Here is a 16,201-nt window from a genome sequence, read left to right on the forward strand (position 1 = left end):
GAGCCATCAAGGGCAGCCAGCATGAAAACCATCCCTGCCCCACCCGCGCTGTCCCAGAGTCGCGAACTCGTGGGACACACTCAAGAAGGTAGGGCCGCATGACGTCCGATCGTCCGTTCCGCCGGGCCCGGCTGCCCCTGCGCCTGCGCCGTGATCCCGTCGCGTGGGAACGCCAGCGGCCGACGTGGCGCGAGGCCCGGCCCGCGCTCATCGCCGAGGCGCTCAAGCGGGCGCAGCAGCGGCCCAGCGGCAACTGGTACGTCGTCGGGGCATCCCGCGACCTGCCCCGGGACCGCCCGCTGGCCCGGACCGTCGCCGACCAGGAGGTGGTGCTCTGGCGCGACGGACAGGGCCGCCTGGTCGCCGGTCCCGGCATCTGCCCGCATCTGGGCGCGCCGCTTCGGGACAGCCCGGTGCGGTGCGGCACCCTGGTCTGTCACTGGCACGGACTCGCCCTGGACGGCGGGCCGTTCGGCGGCTGGGAGCCCTGGCCCGCGTACGACGACGGGGTACTGCTGTGGGCGCGGCTGGACGGTGTCGGCGGCGAGGATCCCACCAGCCGGCCGCCGGTACCGGACCGGCCCCCCGTGGCCGGCGCGCTGACCGCCGTCTACACCGGGCAGGGCGTCTGCGAGCCGGCCGACGTGGTCGCCAACCGCCTCGACCCCTGGCACGGGGCCTGGTTCCACCCGTACTCCTTCGTCGACCTCACCGTCGTGGACTCCCCGGGCCGGGACGACGGCGAGGACGCGTTCACGGTCGACGTCTCCTTCAAGGTCGCCGGCCGGCTCGTCGTCCCGGTCCGCGCCGTGTTCACGGCCCCCGGACCGCGCACGGTCGTCATGCGGATCACCAGCGGCGAAGGCGAGGGCTCCGTCGTGGAGACCCATGCGACACCGCTCGGCCCGGACGGCCGGGGCAGGCCGCGCACCGCCGTGGTGGAAGCGGTGCTGGCCACCTCCGAACGCCCCGGCTTCGCCGTCGCCCGCCGGACCGCCCCCCTGCTCCGCCCCCTCATGCGCTACGCGGCGGGCCGTCTCTGGCGCGACGACCTGGCCTACGCCGAACGGCGCTGGGAGCTGCGTTCCACCGGGCGATTTCCCGGGTGAAGACCCGTCGACGGCCCGGGATCCGCTGTCCTGCGGCTTGAGGATCCGCTCCGTCACGGGGAGGCGTCCCGCGCGTCGCCCTCCCACGCGCTCGGCGTGGCGCCTGTCCCGCCCCGTCGGCGACGCGTGCCCGGCGCGGTGTGTGACGCCCGGCGGCAGCGATACAGGGGGGCGGGCAGGCGGGGAGCGTGCCCGGGGGAGCGAGCCGCCGGCTGAGTGACGTCATCGGGGCGCGGGGAGGCGTACGCGTAGGCGTGCCGCGAACCGCGCCCGCTCGGCGGCGGGGGCGGACACGGGGACGACCGCCCGCGACCGTTCCGCCGCGTTCACCCCGACCCGCGCCCGGGGGAACGAGCAGCGCCCTCCGCGCCGTACAGGCCGCTCAGCGTCCGCACCGCGTCCCGCAGACCACCGCACCGCGGGAAGTCGCCGGCCGCCCTGCGGTCCCAGCCCGGCCCCGCGGGCAGGACGAGGGCCCGCCGGCGGGCCCCCGCCGAGCCCCACTGCAGACCCGCCACATGCCGGGCCAGCGGCCCCGACGCCGTCGACCGGGTCTGCGCCCAGAGCACGAGGGCGACCGGACCGGTGCGCCGGACACAGGCCAGCAGCGCCTCCACCGGTACGGCGGCACCCAGCATGCGCGTCGGCACGCCCCGCTCGGCCAGCGCCGCTTCCAGCGCCTCCAGCGGCAGCGAGTGCTGCTCGCCGGGCGCGCAGGCCAGCACCACCGGCTCGGTGCCGACGGCATCCGCGGGGCGCGGCAGCACCAGCGGCGCACGGCGCAGCGCGGTGGAGATCTGCCAGGAGAGCAGGTGCTCGACCTCCACGTAACGGTCGCCGGACGACTCCCACTTGCGGCCCACCGCCCGCAGCGTCGGCACCATCACCTCCTCCCACGCCGTCGTCAGCCCGTGCTGCCTGACCGCGTCCAGCAGGCGGCTCTCCAGCTCCGGCGCGTCCAGCCGCACCGCGGCCCGGGCGAGCCCCCGGCACTCCTGGCGTACGTCACCGAGCGGGAGCCCGCCGCCGGCGCCGCCCCGGCGGACGGCGGTCCCGGGCGGCTGGACCACCGGCAGGTCGGTGGCAGGGCCGGCCGGGACCGCCGCGGACGGAGCCCCCTCACCGTGCGTGGAGCGGGCCACCCGAGCCGCCTCGGCCGGGGCGACGCCCGCCGCCGCCAGCCGGCACATCTCCTCGACCATCGCCACGTCCCGCGGACTCCAGCGCCGATGCCGCCCCTGCGACCGCGAGGCGGGCCCCAGACCGTAACGGCGGTCCCAGGAGCGCAGCGTGGTGGGGGAGACGCCCAGGCGGCGAGCCACCGCGCCCGTGGTCAGCCCGGCCGGCTCCGCCACGTCCACATCACTCATGACCGTCAGCCCCGTCGCTCCGAGGGCCCGTGGGCCCGCTCTCTCCGCTTCCGCCGCTGCTCTCAGGCTATTCGATGCGATATCGATGCGAGTTGTCCAGTCATGGATGCCCGGCGCAGGGTGGACACACGGACAGCGGAGGACGCGGGCACGGTGGAATTTTCCGGGGCCGGGTCGCCGAACGGAGGGGCGCCGCGGGACACCGGCGACGCGCACCGGGCTCACAGGGAGAGACGTGGTCATGAACCGTATCGCGGCTGTATCGGGCTCCGTCGCCACGGCCGGCCCCCGCCCCGCCCACCCGTCACCGGCCGTCGGGGACGGCCCCACTCCGGCCGCGGACGACGCGTCCTGGTCCGAGATCCACCGGCGTTGGGGCGGGCTGGTCCACGGGCTGGCCCAGCAGGCGCTCGGCGACGCGCGGGACGCCGAGGACGTGGCCCAGCAGGTGTTCGCCGACGCCTGGCGCGGCCGGCACGGGTACGTTCCGGAGCGCGGGACACCGGCCGCCTGGCTCGTGGGCATCACCCGGCGCAAGGTGGCCGACGCGCTCGCCGCCCGCGCGCGCCGCGCGCGGCTCGTCGCGGCGGCCGCCGAACAGTCCCCGGCCCAGGGGCGCGACGACACCGGCGAGCCGGAGGCCGCGCTGGACCGGATGGTCGTCGGTCGGGCCCTGCGGCAGCTCAGCACCCCGCAGCGGCAGGTGCTGCACCTGGCCTACTACGAGGACCTGACCCAGACGCAGATCGCCCGCGTCACCGGCTGGCCGCTCGGCACCGTCAAGAGCCACACCCGCCGCGGCCTCGACCGCCTCCGCCACTGCCTGGAGGACGAGGGCGTCGTGACCGCGTGGCGCGCACAAACGATGCAAGTATGAGCGACGGCGTCGAGTGACCGCCGATCGGGCTGCCGAAGCCACCACCGATCGGACGGCAGGAGTGACCGCCGATCGGCCTCAGGGCGAGCCGGTCAGCCGGCGACGTGGTGGCCGCCGCCCCGCCGGGCACGGGGCGACAGCGGGCCGGAGGCCGTACGCCGGCCGGGAGCGACCTGCTGGGCGAACGCCTGCATGGCCACATCGCTGTTGGCCGGCAGGACGGCCATCAGCCCGCGGTCCTGAGCCTCCGCGACCGCGGGGGCGGCGACGCTTCCCTCGGGCACGAAGGCGAGACGGACGTGCCCGTCCCCGGAGCCACGCCGGTCCACCGGCGCGACCGCGCCATGGGTGCCGTCGGGCAGCGTCACCCACAGCTGGAAGTCGTCGTACCGGACGAAGTCCGCGCCCTTGACCGGCCAGGGGTAGTGGTGCTCGCCGGGCACGCTGGGCAGGATGCCCTGGTGGTTGCCGTGGCTCAGGGGCACGCAGGCGTTGAACAGGGAGTCGGTCCACGCCTCGACGGCGTCGGCGTCCTCGATGGGCGTGCGCAGCAGGTCCTCGGCCCGCTCGTAGCCCAGCTCCGCCAGGGCGGGCAGCGTGAGCGGGAAGGCGTCGACCAGTTCGGCGGCGTCCTGCCGGAGCCGGTCCACCTTCGCCGGGTCGGCGCAGAACTGCATGCTCCACTCGATGCCGACCCGCGCGCGGTACATCAGCCAGCCGCGGGCTCCCTTGACCCACAGGCTGCCGCCGTGGTGCATCTCCCACCGTTCGGAGTTCGCCGGCCCCTCCTTCGCCTCCAGGGGCCGGGGCCCGTAGGGCAGGTCGGCGTCGTCCATGATGTGAAGGATCTTGCGGGCCGTCGCTTTGGCGGCCCGGAAGTGTGACGATTCAAAGCGCTTCGGATGCTCGACGAGGCGGATCTTCCACGGATGGTTCTCCGATTCGATGCCGCCCAGCCGGATTGCGGGCTGGCCCATCGCTCATCTCCTTGGCTCGGCCTCACGGGCCGGCCCCCGGCTCGCGGGGCGGAGTCCCCCTGATTCGTCCCCCCTGATCTCCCCTGATTCCATCGTGCTCCGCGAACCGGCAGGTCGCGACCCCAGCGGGCACCAGCCGCACGGCACACTCAACAGGGCTCGGACATCGTCCTGTTGACGAGGCGTCGCCTTCCCTTGCCGCGCAGGGTGCGCCGGGCCGTGATCCGGTTGCGGGGTCTTCCGGGCAGAGTAGCCTGAAAGTTGATCGGTCCTGCCTGACCTGGAGGTGGGCGATGTTTCTCCGATTGCTGCGGCGTCGTAGGCCGCACCGGCTGGTCCTTCTCGGCAACGGCCGTCTGATCCGGGGCTTCAGCGGCGGGATGTACGACGGTCACGGTTACCAGCCCTGACACCGTTCGCGGTTGAATCCTGGAGGAAGTGCGGTGACAGAGGACACCCACGCCCTGGCAGCCATGGCAAGGCTTCTGTCACCGCACTGCCGTGTCACCGCCATGTCCGACGGAGCGCTGATCGCGGACTGGAAGCGGACACGTTTTCTCGGCATGGCGGCGGAGGACGTCCGTAAGCTGGCCGAGGGAAGCCCCGAGGAACGTGCCGAGCTCATCGGCGCACTGAGAAGCGCCGGGTGCGCGACGGACCGCCGGACACCGCGGACGGACGCGGTCGCCGGGATCTGGCTGCGTGGAGTGCACCTGCTGATCCGGACCGCCGGATTCGGGCGCGTCCTGCGCCTGCTGGCCCTGGCCGCGCCGGGTTACGCCCGAGCGGACGCCCCCTCCGCCGACGAGGTCGCACGGCTGAAACAAACGGTGCGGACCCACAGCCGCGGCAGCTGGCTGGTCAACGGCGACTGCAAGTCCGAGGCGGTGACGGCCTTCGTCCTGTTGCGGCGGTGCGGCCTCGATGCCGTCCTGCACGTCGGTGTGCGTGAGCATCCGTTCGCCATGCACGCCTGGACGGAGTCGGCGGGCCTGTGCATCCCCGACGCCGATCCGCGCGGCCACGCCTTCACCCCGGTGCTCTCGATCGACTGCTGGGGACGGTGACATGGACGCGCTCCGCCTCGACTGGGCCGGCGGCGCACCGAGGCTTTGGACCGCGGACACCATGGTGCGCCGGGGCCTGGTGACGACGGTCTCCTCGCCGGCCGGCACCGCGGCCGTCGTCGGCTGGGCCGGCACGGCCCGCGACCGGGAGGAGGGCGCGCGCGGCCTCCTCGACGCCCTCGGCCGGCCGGGAGCCGCCGCGCCGTTGCCGCCCGGCGACTACGCGGCCGTCCTGGTGTACCGCGACCGCGTCCTCCTGCTGCGTGACGAGCAGGCACGCGTCCCGCTGTTCTTCAGCGAGTCCGCCGGCCGCGTACTCGCCGCGAGCACCTCGGCGAGCAGCCTCGGGAGCGCAACCGAGCTGGATTCCCGCTACTTCTGCCGCTACATCACCGGCAACCTGGCGCAGCCGCACACGGACCTCACCCCCTTCACCGGGGTCCACCGTGTCCTGGGCGGAGAGGTCGTGGAGCTCTCCCGCACCGGCCGGATGCGCGGTCGTACCCCGCGACGCGTCCGCCGGATGACCGGCCCGCCCGAGCCGGCAGCCGACGGTCCCACCCGCGGTCAGGCGGCGCGGGAGCTCCGGCTGGCGCTGGAGAGCGCCGTTTGGAGCCGTATGGGCACCATGACGGCATGCCATGTCTCGGGCGGCACCGACTCCACCAGCGTCGCGCTGCTCGCCGCACGCCTGCTGGCCGGGGAACGCGGCGGCCGGGCGGAACTGGTCCTGCTCGCCGGGCGTTTCAACAAGGGCGAGCTGGCCGCGGAGCGGCCCTACCTGGACATGGCGATGCAGGAGATCCGCCGCCACGCGCCCTCGGCCCGCCCGTTGGTCGTCGACGCCGACGACGTGGCCGACTTCGACGACTTCGAGCACCACGCGGGAGACGCGGACGAGCCGCATCCGCACGCCTTCCGCGCTCCGTTCTGGAGCAGGCTCCACGCCGCGGCCGCCCAGCTGGGCTGCGACACCCTCCTGACCGGCTGCGGGGCCGACCCGGTCGCCGACGCCAACCCGTACGTCCTGCACAGGCTGGCCCGCACGGGCCGGCTCCGGCAGCTGACCCGGCAGGCACGGGCCTGGGCCGCGGGCAGCGAGCGGGGCCTGCGAGACGTCGTCCACGCCTACGTGGTCCAGCCGGCTCTTCCCCTCACGGCCGAGCGTGTCACCGCCCTGACCCGCTGCGGCACGGTGCTCGGCGGCCTCGGCTCCTTCAACCGCCCCCCGTGGCTGCGGCCCGGGTTCGCGCGGGCCCACGGCTACCGGGAGGCCGGCATCGCGGAGAGCCGCTTCGTGTTCGGCAGCAGACCGGAACAGTCGCTGTACGCCGCCGCGAACTACGCGGCCGCTCCCGACCCGCTGTCCTGGCAGCGGGCGCCACGGGACGGGTTCCTCCTCTCGCACCCCTTCCTCGACCCGGACGTCATCGCCACGATGAGCGGCCTGCCCGCCACGGTCACGTACGAGCCGGGCCGCCCCAAGGCCGTTCTGCGCGCGGCCATGGCGGACCTGCTGCCCGCCCCGATCGCCGGGCGGGCGCTCAAGGTGCCCTTCGACGACCTCTACGCCCGCGGCCTGCGGGCACACGGCGACGAACTCATCACGCTGTGCCGGTCCGCCCGGCATCCGCTGGTTCGGGAGATGTTCGACGTGGAGACGCTGTGCCGGGCGGTCCGGGAGGCCCGGCTCGGCACGGGAGACTCGTACTCCTGGGACCGGATGAACAGCTCCCTCGCCCTGGTGGCCTGGCTGGAGCGGCTCAACGCTGGCTCTTGATGTCCCACAGGGTGCGCACATGCGGACCCGCCATCAGGTCGACGAGGCCGTAGCGGCTGATCAGCTCGCGTTGTTCCGCCGGTGTGAGGACGCGGTCTTCCTCACCCTTGCGTGCGACGGACGTCACCACGTTCGCGCCCTGCGGGCCGAACTTCCAGTACACGGTGACGAAACGCGCATCCCTCGTGTACTCGTCGAGCGCGTTGTTCTCGTGCACCCGGGCCCGGTAGATGAGGGAGTCGACGCCCCTTTTCTGGTCCTCCTTCACCAGAGCGGAGGTCTTGCCCCCACCCCAGGAGTTCCCCATGAACTGGAGCGGCGGCTGCAGCACGAGCCGGTCCTTGCGCGCGAGGCTCGCGGTGGCGTAGAAGGCCACCTGGTCGTACGGCGTATTGATGGGCAGTTGCACCACCAGCCGGGTGGCGAAGGTGTCGCTCGACTCGATCCATTGGCCGTAGGGCATCCACGGCTGCGCCGCCACCAGCTCGCCGGGCTGGTGCACCTCCCGGCGGGAGAGCGGGTTCACCTCCGACGACTTGGCCCACTGCGCCGCGTCGTCCCGCCACTGCTGCCGGAGCCGGTCCTTGCGGCTGAGCGGCACCCGTAACCCCATGGCGTGGAACTCGGTGCCGAGCACGTAGAAACCCACGGAACCTTGGTTCTGGAGCGTGATGTCGATCGGTACGGAGAAGGCCTCGCGGTCCTTGCTCAGCACGGCCTTGCCCATGGACAGGGTGATGAGGGGCCTGGTCTCCCGCTGGTACGGCATGTAGAGGTTCTGATAGCCGAAATTGGCGACCGCGATGACCGAGGAGACGATCACCGCGGCGGCCACCCGTTTCGGAGCGGGGATCACGACCGTCGTCCGCCACACCGTGAGAACGGCCCACGCCGAACCCGCCGAGAGCGCGGCGATCACCGTCGGATACCACTTGGAATCACCGTCCCGCACCGTCCCGACCAGCACCAGGACGTTGGTCAGCAGGGCCGCGAACGAGCCGATGAGAGCGACCAGACCGGAGTACGGGAAGGAGTGCCGGACCCAGTGGTCCAGGACCCCGGCGGCGCCCAGCAGGGTGGTGAGCGCGACCGCGAGAAGGACGGCACCGGTGATCCTGCCGGGAAAGGTCAGCGCGTGGAAGAAGTCCTCGCTGCCGAACCGGGCCAGTAGCGCCGTCGTCAGGATCAGCGTCAGCAGCATCACCGCGAAGGACACCCGTGACTGCCAGGTTCGCAGCGAAGGCCGTACCGCTTTCGGGTGCATGCCGGGGTGGGGCCTGGGGGGATTCCGCACCCGATCACCTCCTGGGACCGTGGGTCGCGCCCCTGCACGTGTGAGGGACGGGCACTCACATGCGCGAGGCGGAGACAGACATGTGCCGTGCGGAGACACAGGTGTGCGGCACGGCCGCGGTCGACCTGCCACCGTGCCGAGGTTTCGTCATCATCCTCCGTGGTGATCCACCGGGCCGCCATCCCACGCCTCCGGACGTGGGACGTTCCGCTGCCGCGGTTCACCAGGTGGGTTCCCCGACCATGCCGTAGGACCAGTGGGAGCCCTTGGACATCTCGAAGTGCAGATGCGGTCCGGTGGCGTTGCCCGTGGCCCCGACCTCGCCGAGCCGCTGCCCGGCGGTGACCTTCTGGCCGTCGCTCACCCGTCGCCGTGACAGGTGGCAGTAGGTGTAGATGTGCCCGTTGTCGGCGCTCAGCCCGATCCACTGGCCGTACGCCCCGCCCTTGCCGTTCGACCAGGCGATGGTCCCGTTGCGTACGGCGACCACGGGGGTGCCCGTCGGCGCGGCGAAGTCCTCACCCGTGTGGCGGCTGACGCCGTCCGGCTTCCAGGCGTAAGGGCCGCGTGCGTAGAACGGGAAGGTGACTTTGTGGCCGGGCACCGGAGACGGGACCCGCCCGCCGCCGGCGGTGCCGGGGCTGTCGACGGTGAAGCCGGCACGCCGGCCGAGCGCGCTCAGCGAGGCGAGACCGGGGATGCCGTCGGCGTCGGCTCCGGTGAAGCCCTGGGCGAGCTGTTCGGCGCGGTAGGCGGCCCTGGTCTGTGCGCCGAAGAATCCCGTGGGGCCGTCGGGGATCCGGTGGCCCTGGGCGATGAGGGCCTTCTGCACGGTACGGACGTCGTCGTTGCTCGCGCCCAGGTGCACGTTGGACAGTGAGACCATGGCGGTTGGTTCCTTTCGGGTCGTCAGCGCCAGGGGGTCACGGTGAGCCGGATCCGCGCGTCCTCGCCGAGGATCGGTGCCGCGGTGGCGGGCAGCGGGATGCGGCCGACCCAGGCGCCGGGGGTGGGATCCTCGTCGCGCAGAGCGTGGCTGTCCGGCTCGTAGGAACTGATCGGGCCGGTGATCTCCGAGTTCCAGGTGGCCGTGATCGCGGGCACGGGAGCGGCCGGGTCGGCGCGCACGTCGATGACGAGGATGTCGTCGAAGTCGGCGGTCTGTTCCAGATGGTCGTCGAAGCTCAGCAGCCCGTCACGGCGCCGCAGCGACAGGATCCGCAGGTGCAGCGCGTACCGCATGGTTGCGGTTTCGTCCGGACGCAGGCCGCTGCACAGGAACGTGTCCACCAGCGGGACCGTCGCCGCCTCGTCCGACGCGCCGTCCGTGCCGCCGTCGGGCAGCTGGACGGGGCACCAGTGGGCGCTCGTTCGCTCGTGCGTGACGATCCGCAGGCCGCGGACCGACAACCGGACCTCGGCCTGCCACGCCGTGTCGGCCCGCCGCGGCAGCCGGACTCCGACCAGTTCGGCCTCGGCCCTGCGGTCCCCGAACAGGAAGCGCCGCAGGTTCTGGTAGCCCTCCTCGGAGTTGACCAGTCCGTAGCGTCCGCTGTGACTGCGGTGCACATACGCCTGGTGCGTGCCGGGGACGTACGCGTTGTCGATCCTGACCAGACCGTCGCTGCGCGGCCCGACCGTGGCCGCGGACAGGCCGAGCGCCACGTCGTAGTCGGTCGGGTCGGTGCCGATCAGGCAGAAGACCCGCTCCCTGGGGAAGGGGAACTGCCCGTCTCCTGGCATCGCGCGGGCGTCCCACACCGGAGGCGGCCCGTCCGGGTCCGTCTCCGACTTCGGCGTCAGGTACTCGTACATCCGCTCGCGCCCGAAGATCTCCGCGCCGTTGACGCCGGTGACGTCACGCAGCCTCTCCAGCAGGCCGAAGCCGACGTCGAACGCTATGCCGCCGTGCGGGGTGCCGTACGTGAAGAGCTTGCCCACGCAGTCGCCCGGATCGCGGCCGAGGTCCGGGAGGATCTTCTGGACCAGGCAGCGGCACACCAGCCCGCCCATGGAGTGGGCGACCAGATGCACCCGCTCGGCTCCGGACTTGGCCCGGACCGTGTCGATCAGCCGCAGCAGGTCCGCCGCGGCCGTCTCCAGCCGGAACTCCTGGGGGCGCGCGCCCCAGGTGCTGGCGGAGGGGTCGTAGAAGCGGTGGATCCAGATGGTGTCCGGCGGGATCGTGTCGTGACCGGCCAGATAAAGGGCCTGCCCGCCGTCGACGAGGATGCGGTAGCCCTCGTCCAGGTGCAGACGGAGCAGGGGGCTCTCGAACTCGTAGAAGTACGGCGCGTCGTCCGGTCCGATCCGGATGTGCGTGGAGCCCTCGTTGAACCCGTAGAACGGGTCCGCCACCGCCTTGTCGATCGCGGCGGTGCCGCCGGCGTATCCCCGGACGTAGACGATCGGCAGTTTCGGGGTCGGTGTCATGCGTCCTCCAGGCGGTCCAGAAGAATCGGCTGCCTCGAAGGCACGCCGTCGAGGTTACGGACGGGCCGTCAGCCCGATGTCAATCCGGCGTCACCGGCCCGGGGGAAGCAGCCGTGGCCGACCAGCATCCGCGAGAACCGGGGGGACGGTTCGACCCTCAGCTCGTCCCACAGCAAGCGCCGGAAGGACCGGTAGTGACGTACCGCTTCGATGAGGTTGCCTTCCGCGAGGTGCGCGGCGACGGCCGCGCGGTGCGCGCTCTCCCGGAGCGGCTCCGTGCGCACGCTCTCCCACGCCGCCTCCAGGGCGAGCGCCGGCCGCCCCTCGTGCACCAGCGCCTCGGCCAGCGCGTCGAGGGCGTGCAGTCGCAACTGCCGCAGGCGTTCGCGCTCCAGCAGGACCCACTCCTCGTCCCAGCCCGGCAGCAGGTCCTCGCTTCCCAGGAGCCCCTGAGGGAGCCGGCCGGCGAGTGGCGGGCCGCAGCCCTGGACCACTTTCAGGGCCGTTTCGGCGAGATCGTGCACGTCGACGCGCAGGCTCTCGGCGGTGACGAGCGAGTCTCCGGAGCACCGGATCAGGGGCTGATCACCGTGCGGGAGTTTCCACAGAGTGGTGCGCAGGCTGCCCCGGGCGTGGTTCTCGGTGACCTCGGGCCAGAGTGTCCCGGCGAGGACCGTTCGTGACACGCGTCCGCGCAACGCCACGAAGGCCAGCAGGCGCTGACCGTTGCGGCACAACTCGACCGGCCCGGCATCGCACTCCAGCCGGAAGTTGCCGAGCAACCGAAGTTCGGACGGGGAAGACACCTTGCGCCTCTCTTTCTCAGTCTCGGCCGGTGCGGACGGGCGCCGCAACTTCGGGGAAACGGCGCATGATCACTTGGGCTGAAGTCACGTCACATTCATTTGAACCGTCACTGGTTGACGGTGTAACCGCCTGCCGCGGTGTCCCGGCTCCAGTGGCAGGGATACGAAGCCAGGGTGAAAATCGGGGGAGAGGTGAGCGGCGCCGTCGGACACCTGTCTGCCCTTCGTCCGCCTCGCCCTGGTCCGGTACCAGCCCCACTCGATCGACGGAGCCGCGGTCTCATCGGCCGTCCTCGCCGACCTGGTCCGCACCCTGCCCGACCGGGAACTCACGGTCCGGCCCGGCCCGCCGCTCACCGTCAGCCTCACCGGCCCGTCCTGGAACCCGACCGGTTCCTCGCGACCGCAGATCACCACCACCCTGCAGCGCCGGCACGACGTCATCAGCGACCAGGATCTCGGGTGGGTGACCCTCGACGGCACCGCCACCCCGCTCCGCTCGGCCGAGGCGGAGTCGTCAGACAGGCCGACCTACACGGGCCGCATCGAGGTACCGCCCGTACGACGCGGGGTCCCGCTGCGCCTGCTGGTGATGGAGACCGAGGGCATCCCGCCCGACGCCCCCACCCCGCCCACGCCCGCCGGGCCGGTGATCTACTGCGACACCGTCGACCTCCCACCCCTGGACGACGGCCACGACGACCACGACGGCGATCGCGACGACCACGGCGACGATGACGGGCGTGGCCGACATGACCGGTCGGACGACGACCACGACGGTCACGGCCGGCGCGGTTCCGGCGGCGGCTTCCGCCACCGCTGAGTGAACACCGAGCCACGACCGCGGCGGTGTCCGGTTCTCGCCCTTCCGCGGTAAATGCCTGGACTGAGGTCCTCCCCTGACGGGACACTTCCGACTTCTCCGAATCTCCGGGAGTGTGATGGGGACAACAGACACGCGAGGGCCGACGCCGGGCAGGGGCGCGGTCGTTCTGGCACTGCGCCGCTACGGCCGGGAACTGCTGCGACTGCGACGGCTGGCCCTGCCCGCACTGCTGCTGCCGGCCGTGGGCAACATCGGCATTCGCTACGTCGCTCCCCTGCTGATCGCCAAACTGGCGGGGCAGGCCGCCGACGGCAGCGGTCTCACCCTCGGCTCGGCGCTGCCGTACGTGCTGGGCTTCGGGGTGACGCTGTTGCTCGCCGAGGCCGTGTGGCGGGTCGGGCAGCACTGCCTGAACCGTGTGGACGCCCTGGGGATGGAACACCTGTACGTGAGCGGCATGGACGAACTCCTCGCCAAGGACGCGGCGTTCTTCCACGACAACTTCGCCGGCTCCCTGACCAAGCGGGTGCTGAGTTTCGGCAAGCGCTTCGAGGACTTCGTCGACACGGTGACGTACCGGATCGTAGGCAGTCTCGTGCCCCTGGTGTTCGGTGCCGTGGTGCTCTGGAGCTACGAACCGATGCTCGTCGTCGGCCTCCTGGTGATGATCGCGTCGACCGTGGTGGCCGCGACGCCTCTGATCCGTCGCCGGCAGCGGCTCGTCAACGACCGTGAGGCGGCGATCGCCCGGGTCTCAGGGCACGTCGCCGACAGCCTCATGAACATGGAGACCATCCGCGCGTTCGCGGCCGAACGGCGGGAGGCCGCCGAGCACCGCAGCCGTGTCGCGGACTCCCGACGCCTGACGCTGAGGTCGTGGGACTACGGCAATCTGCGCGTCGACACCCTGATCGCCCCTCTGTCCGTGCTGACCAACGTGCTGGGCCTGTTGATCGCCGTTGCCTTCGGTGGCCCGGGTCAGGGAGTGGAGGAGGTCGTCGTCGCTTTCACCTACTACTCCAACGCGACCCAGATCATGTTCGAGTTCAACCAGATCTACCGGCGTCTGGAAAGCTCGATGACCGAGGCCGCGCAGTTCACGGAGCTGCTGCTGGATCCGCCCACCGTGCTCGACCTGACGGAACCCGAACCGCTCGCCCCGCGCGACGCGGGCGTCCGCTTCGAAGCGGTGACTTTCGCCCACACGGGCGCGAAGCCCATCTTCCAGGGGCTCGACCTGGACGTGCCGGCAGGCGCACGCATCGGTCTGGTCGGCAGGTCCGGCGGCGGCAAGACCACACTCACCCGGCTTCTGCTGCGGATGTCGGACATCGACGAGGGACGCATCCTGATCGGTGGTCAGGACATCAGCCGGCTGCGCCAGACCGACCTGCGCTCACTGATCGCCTACGTCCCGCAGGAACCCGCCATGTTCCACCGCAGCCTGCGGGACAACATCGCCTTCGCCCGGCCGGGTGCCACCGACGAGGAGATCCACGCCGCGGCCGCGGCCGCGCACGTCACGGAGTTCGCCGACCAGCTCCCCGACGGCTTCGGCACCCTGGTGGGGGAGCGGGGGGTGAAACTCTCAGGCGGTCAGCGCCAGCGCGTCGCCCTCGCCAGGGCCATCCTGCGCGACGCCCCGATCCTGCTGCTCGACGAGGCGACCAGCGCGCTGGACTCGGAGAGCGAACTCCTCGTCCAGGACGCCCTGTGGCGGTTGATGGACGGACGTACGGCCCTCGTGGTCGCCCACCGTCTGAGCACCGTCGCCGGCATGGACCGTCTCGTCGTCCTCGACCGCGGAAACGTCGTCGAGCAGGGCACCCACGAGGAACTGCTCGCGGTGAACGGTGCCTATGCCAAGCTGTGGCAGCACCAGTCGGGAGGCTTCCTCGGCGAGAGCGCCGAGCCGGCCCCCGGGCTCCCGGTCGCGGTCCCGGTTTCGGGCATGCAGGCGGTCGTCGACATCGGTCCGCTGGGCGAGCAGTGAGCCGGGGGCTCGCGTGCGCAGGGTCAGGGGCTGATCGTCGTGGGCGTCTTCGTCAGGATCAGGGGTTGGCCGGAGTGCGATGACCGGCAGCTCGCCCAGGTCGGAGAGATCGTCGAACCGGACGATCCCGACCGGACTGCCGGTGAGGAGTGGACGGATGGCGGCGCCGTCACCCGTCCACTACGGCGAGGTGGGCGCGTGCGGGGAGCGGAGTACGAGCAGGGTGATCTCGCTGGGGGCGAAGACGCGGAACGGCGGGCCCCAGAAGCCGGTGCCGCGGCTGGTGTAGAGGAGGGTGCGGGCGCCGTGGTGGCTGAGGCCGGCGAGGGCGGGCTGGTCGAGGCGGACCAGGTGGTGGAAGGGCCAGATCTGGCCGCCGTGCGTGTGGCCGGAGAGCTGGAGGTCGATGCCGGCGGCCGCAGCCCGGTCGACGAACTTGGGCTGGTGTGCCAGGAGCAGGACGGGCAGGTCGGGGTCGGCGCCGTTCAGGGCTCCGGTGAGGTGGGCGCGGTGGCCTGCCAGGCCGGAGGACTCGGCGGTGACGTCGTCCACGCCGGCGACCACGAGGGTGTCGCCGCCGCGTTGGAGCAGCAGATGGCGGTTGCGCAGCGGCTCCCAGCCCAGTTCGTCCATCAGGTCGACCCAGCCCTGGGCCTCGCTGTAGTACTCGTGGTTGCCGGTGACGTACACACGGGCCCGGGTCGCCCGCACGGTACCGAGCGGGACGGCCTGGGCGCGGCGGCGTTCGGCCGTGCCGTCCGCGATGTCGCCGGTGTGGCAGACCAGGTCGGCTTCCAGGGTGTTCACCGTCTCGCACACTCGTGCCGACCAGCGGGCGCGATCGAGTGGGCCGTAGTGGGTGTCGGTGATGAGCACGACACGGAGGCCGTCCAATCCGGCGCCCAGTCGCGGGAGTCGCACGTCGAGTCGGCGCACGCGTGGCACGCGGCGGGCCTCGGCGTGCCCCCAGCCGAGCAGTACGGCGGTCACGCCGAGGACCGCCCAGGTGACGATGCGGGCCCGGTCCTGGCTCTCGCCGACGCCGGCCACGTTCAGGACAAGCCTCAAGAAGACGCCGAGCAGGACGGACCAGGTGAACAGTATCCAGCTGGTGCCCAGCAGGGTGACGCCGATGATCGCCGCCCGGTCCTGCTGGCGCCGGCCGTGGCCGCGCACCATCGCGAGCGGCATGCCGACGAGGCCGAGGGCGAACAGGGCGGTGCCGGCCGGCGTGACGGGCAGCGGCCAGTGCTGGCCGGTGTACAGAAGCACCCAGCAGGGCACGGCCCACAGCAGGACGGGGGCGATCAGGGGGATGTAGCGCATCAGGCGGTGCAGTCGGCTCCGCTGCGGCGCTTGCGCTTCGCCCTCGGCGGGCCGGGTGTTGCTGGTGTCGGTCACGCTTCCCCTCCCCGACCGGGCTGCTGTCTCGCGCACTGTATCCGGTCGACTTCGGGCCGGCCGGACCGGCGTTCACGGGAGCGGCCCCCCTGGGGCGAAGGGTCCTCCGGGAGATGGCGGGACTCCGCCGCGGAGTTGTCGTGCCGGGTTGCCCGGAGGGCACCAGCGCCGCCGGGCAACCCACGCGAAGCTCTAGAAGAAGCCGAGTTTCTGAGGGCTGTAGGAACACAGCATGTTCATCGTTCCATGGTGGTACGGCTACCGGACC

At 72.2% G+C, this 16,201-nt stretch carries 13 protein-coding genes; 6 read left to right on the forward strand and 7 right to left on the reverse strand.

Features of this window, described 5'->3' with window-relative positions:
- The first annotated feature begins 98 nt into the window (after positions 1–98).
- Positions 99–1,109, forward strand: coding sequence for a DUF5914 domain-containing protein (locus AB0924_RS37915; protein WP_366913936.1), 1,011 nt, complete (start codon positions 99–101; stop codon positions 1,107–1,109).
- 326 nt (positions 1,110–1,435) lie between these two features.
- Here the strand turns inward: AB0924_RS37915 and AB0924_RS37920 are convergent, their stop codons facing one another.
- A complete protein-coding gene (locus AB0924_RS37920) occupies positions 1,436–2,479 on the reverse strand; it encodes a MerR family transcriptional regulator (RefSeq protein WP_358930195.1) in 1,044 nt (347 codons plus the stop codon).
- A gap of 241 nt (positions 2,480–2,720) precedes the next feature.
- Here AB0924_RS37920 and AB0924_RS37925 point away from each other — a divergent pair, with 241 nt between their 5' ends.
- Positions 2,721–3,356, forward strand: coding sequence for a sigma-70 family RNA polymerase sigma factor (locus AB0924_RS37925; protein WP_366913937.1), 636 nt, complete (start codon positions 2,721–2,723; stop codon positions 3,354–3,356).
- A 92-nt stretch (positions 3,357–3,448) separates the two neighbouring features.
- Here the strand turns inward: AB0924_RS37925 and AB0924_RS37930 are convergent, their stop codons facing one another.
- The gene (locus AB0924_RS37930; RefSeq protein WP_358930199.1) at positions 3,449–4,333 is read right to left on the reverse strand and encodes a DUF6424 family protein; all 885 of its coding nucleotides are present in this window, start codon (positions 4,331–4,333) and stop codon (positions 3,449–3,451) included.
- Between the two features lie 443 nt (positions 4,334–4,776).
- Between AB0924_RS37930 and AB0924_RS37935 the strand changes: the two genes are divergently transcribed.
- Together AB0924_RS37935 and AB0924_RS37940 are read left to right on the forward strand one after the other, a co-directional pair.
- The gene (locus AB0924_RS37935; protein WP_358930201.1) at positions 4,777–5,400 is read left to right on the forward strand and encodes a lasso peptide biosynthesis B2 protein; all 624 of its coding nucleotides are present in this window, start codon (positions 4,777–4,779) and stop codon (positions 5,398–5,400) included.
- A gap of 1 nt (position 5,401) precedes the next feature.
- Positions 5,402–7,180 (forward strand): asparagine synthase-related protein, encoded by a 1,779-nt coding sequence (locus tag AB0924_RS37940; RefSeq protein WP_358930204.1) that lies wholly within the window; start codon positions 5,402–5,404, stop codon positions 7,178–7,180.
- On the opposite strand, the gene AB0924_RS37945 is transcribed toward AB0924_RS37940, so the two are convergent.
- From AB0924_RS37945 to AB0924_RS37960, 4 genes are all read right to left on the reverse strand, one after another.
- Positions 7,164–8,444, reverse strand: coding sequence for a hypothetical protein (locus AB0924_RS37945; RefSeq protein WP_366913938.1), 1,281 nt, complete (start codon positions 8,442–8,444; stop codon positions 7,164–7,166). The two genes, AB0924_RS37940 and AB0924_RS37945, sit on opposite strands and share 17 nt — an antisense overlap.
- Before the next feature lie 250 nt (positions 8,445–8,694).
- Complete coding sequence (locus AB0924_RS37950) at positions 8,695–9,360, reverse strand: peptidoglycan DD-metalloendopeptidase family protein (RefSeq protein WP_358930208.1); 666 nt, start codon at positions 9,358–9,360, stop codon at positions 8,695–8,697.
- Between the two features lie 23 nt (positions 9,361–9,383).
- On the reverse strand, positions 9,384–10,907 hold the full coding sequence (locus tag AB0924_RS37955) for an alpha/beta fold hydrolase (RefSeq protein ID WP_366913939.1): 1,524 nt from the start codon (positions 10,905–10,907) through the stop codon (positions 9,384–9,386).
- Between the two features lie 68 nt (positions 10,908–10,975).
- The gene (locus AB0924_RS37960) at positions 10,976–11,713 is read right to left on the reverse strand and encodes a BTAD domain-containing putative transcriptional regulator (protein ID WP_366913940.1); all 738 of its coding nucleotides are present in this window, start codon (positions 11,711–11,713) and stop codon (positions 10,976–10,978) included.
- A 466-nt stretch (positions 11,714–12,179) separates the two neighbouring features.
- On the opposite strand from AB0924_RS37960, the gene AB0924_RS37965 reads away from it, so the two are divergent.
- Positions 12,180–12,536, forward strand: a complete 357-nt coding sequence (locus AB0924_RS37965) for a hypothetical protein (protein ID WP_366913941.1) — start codon at positions 12,180–12,182, stop codon at positions 12,534–12,536.
- Positions 12,537–12,654: 118 nt separating this feature from the next.
- Entirely contained in the window at positions 12,655–14,532 is a 1,878-nt protein-coding gene (locus AB0924_RS37970) for an ABC transporter ATP-binding protein (protein ID WP_366913942.1), read from the forward strand.
- A 180-nt stretch (positions 14,533–14,712) separates the two neighbouring features.
- Here the strand turns inward: AB0924_RS37970 and AB0924_RS37975 are convergent, their stop codons facing one another.
- Positions 14,713–15,933: a metallophosphoesterase gene (locus tag AB0924_RS37975; RefSeq protein ID WP_366913943.1), complete on the reverse strand. Its 1,221-nt coding sequence runs from the start codon at positions 15,931–15,933 to the stop codon at positions 14,713–14,715.
- Between the last annotated feature and the right edge of the window lie 268 nt (positions 15,934–16,201).

It is taken from the genome of Streptomyces sp. NPDC047869, from assembly GCF_040704065.1.
Taxonomy (GTDB): domain Bacteria; phylum Actinomycetota; class Actinomycetes; order Streptomycetales; family Streptomycetaceae; genus Streptomyces.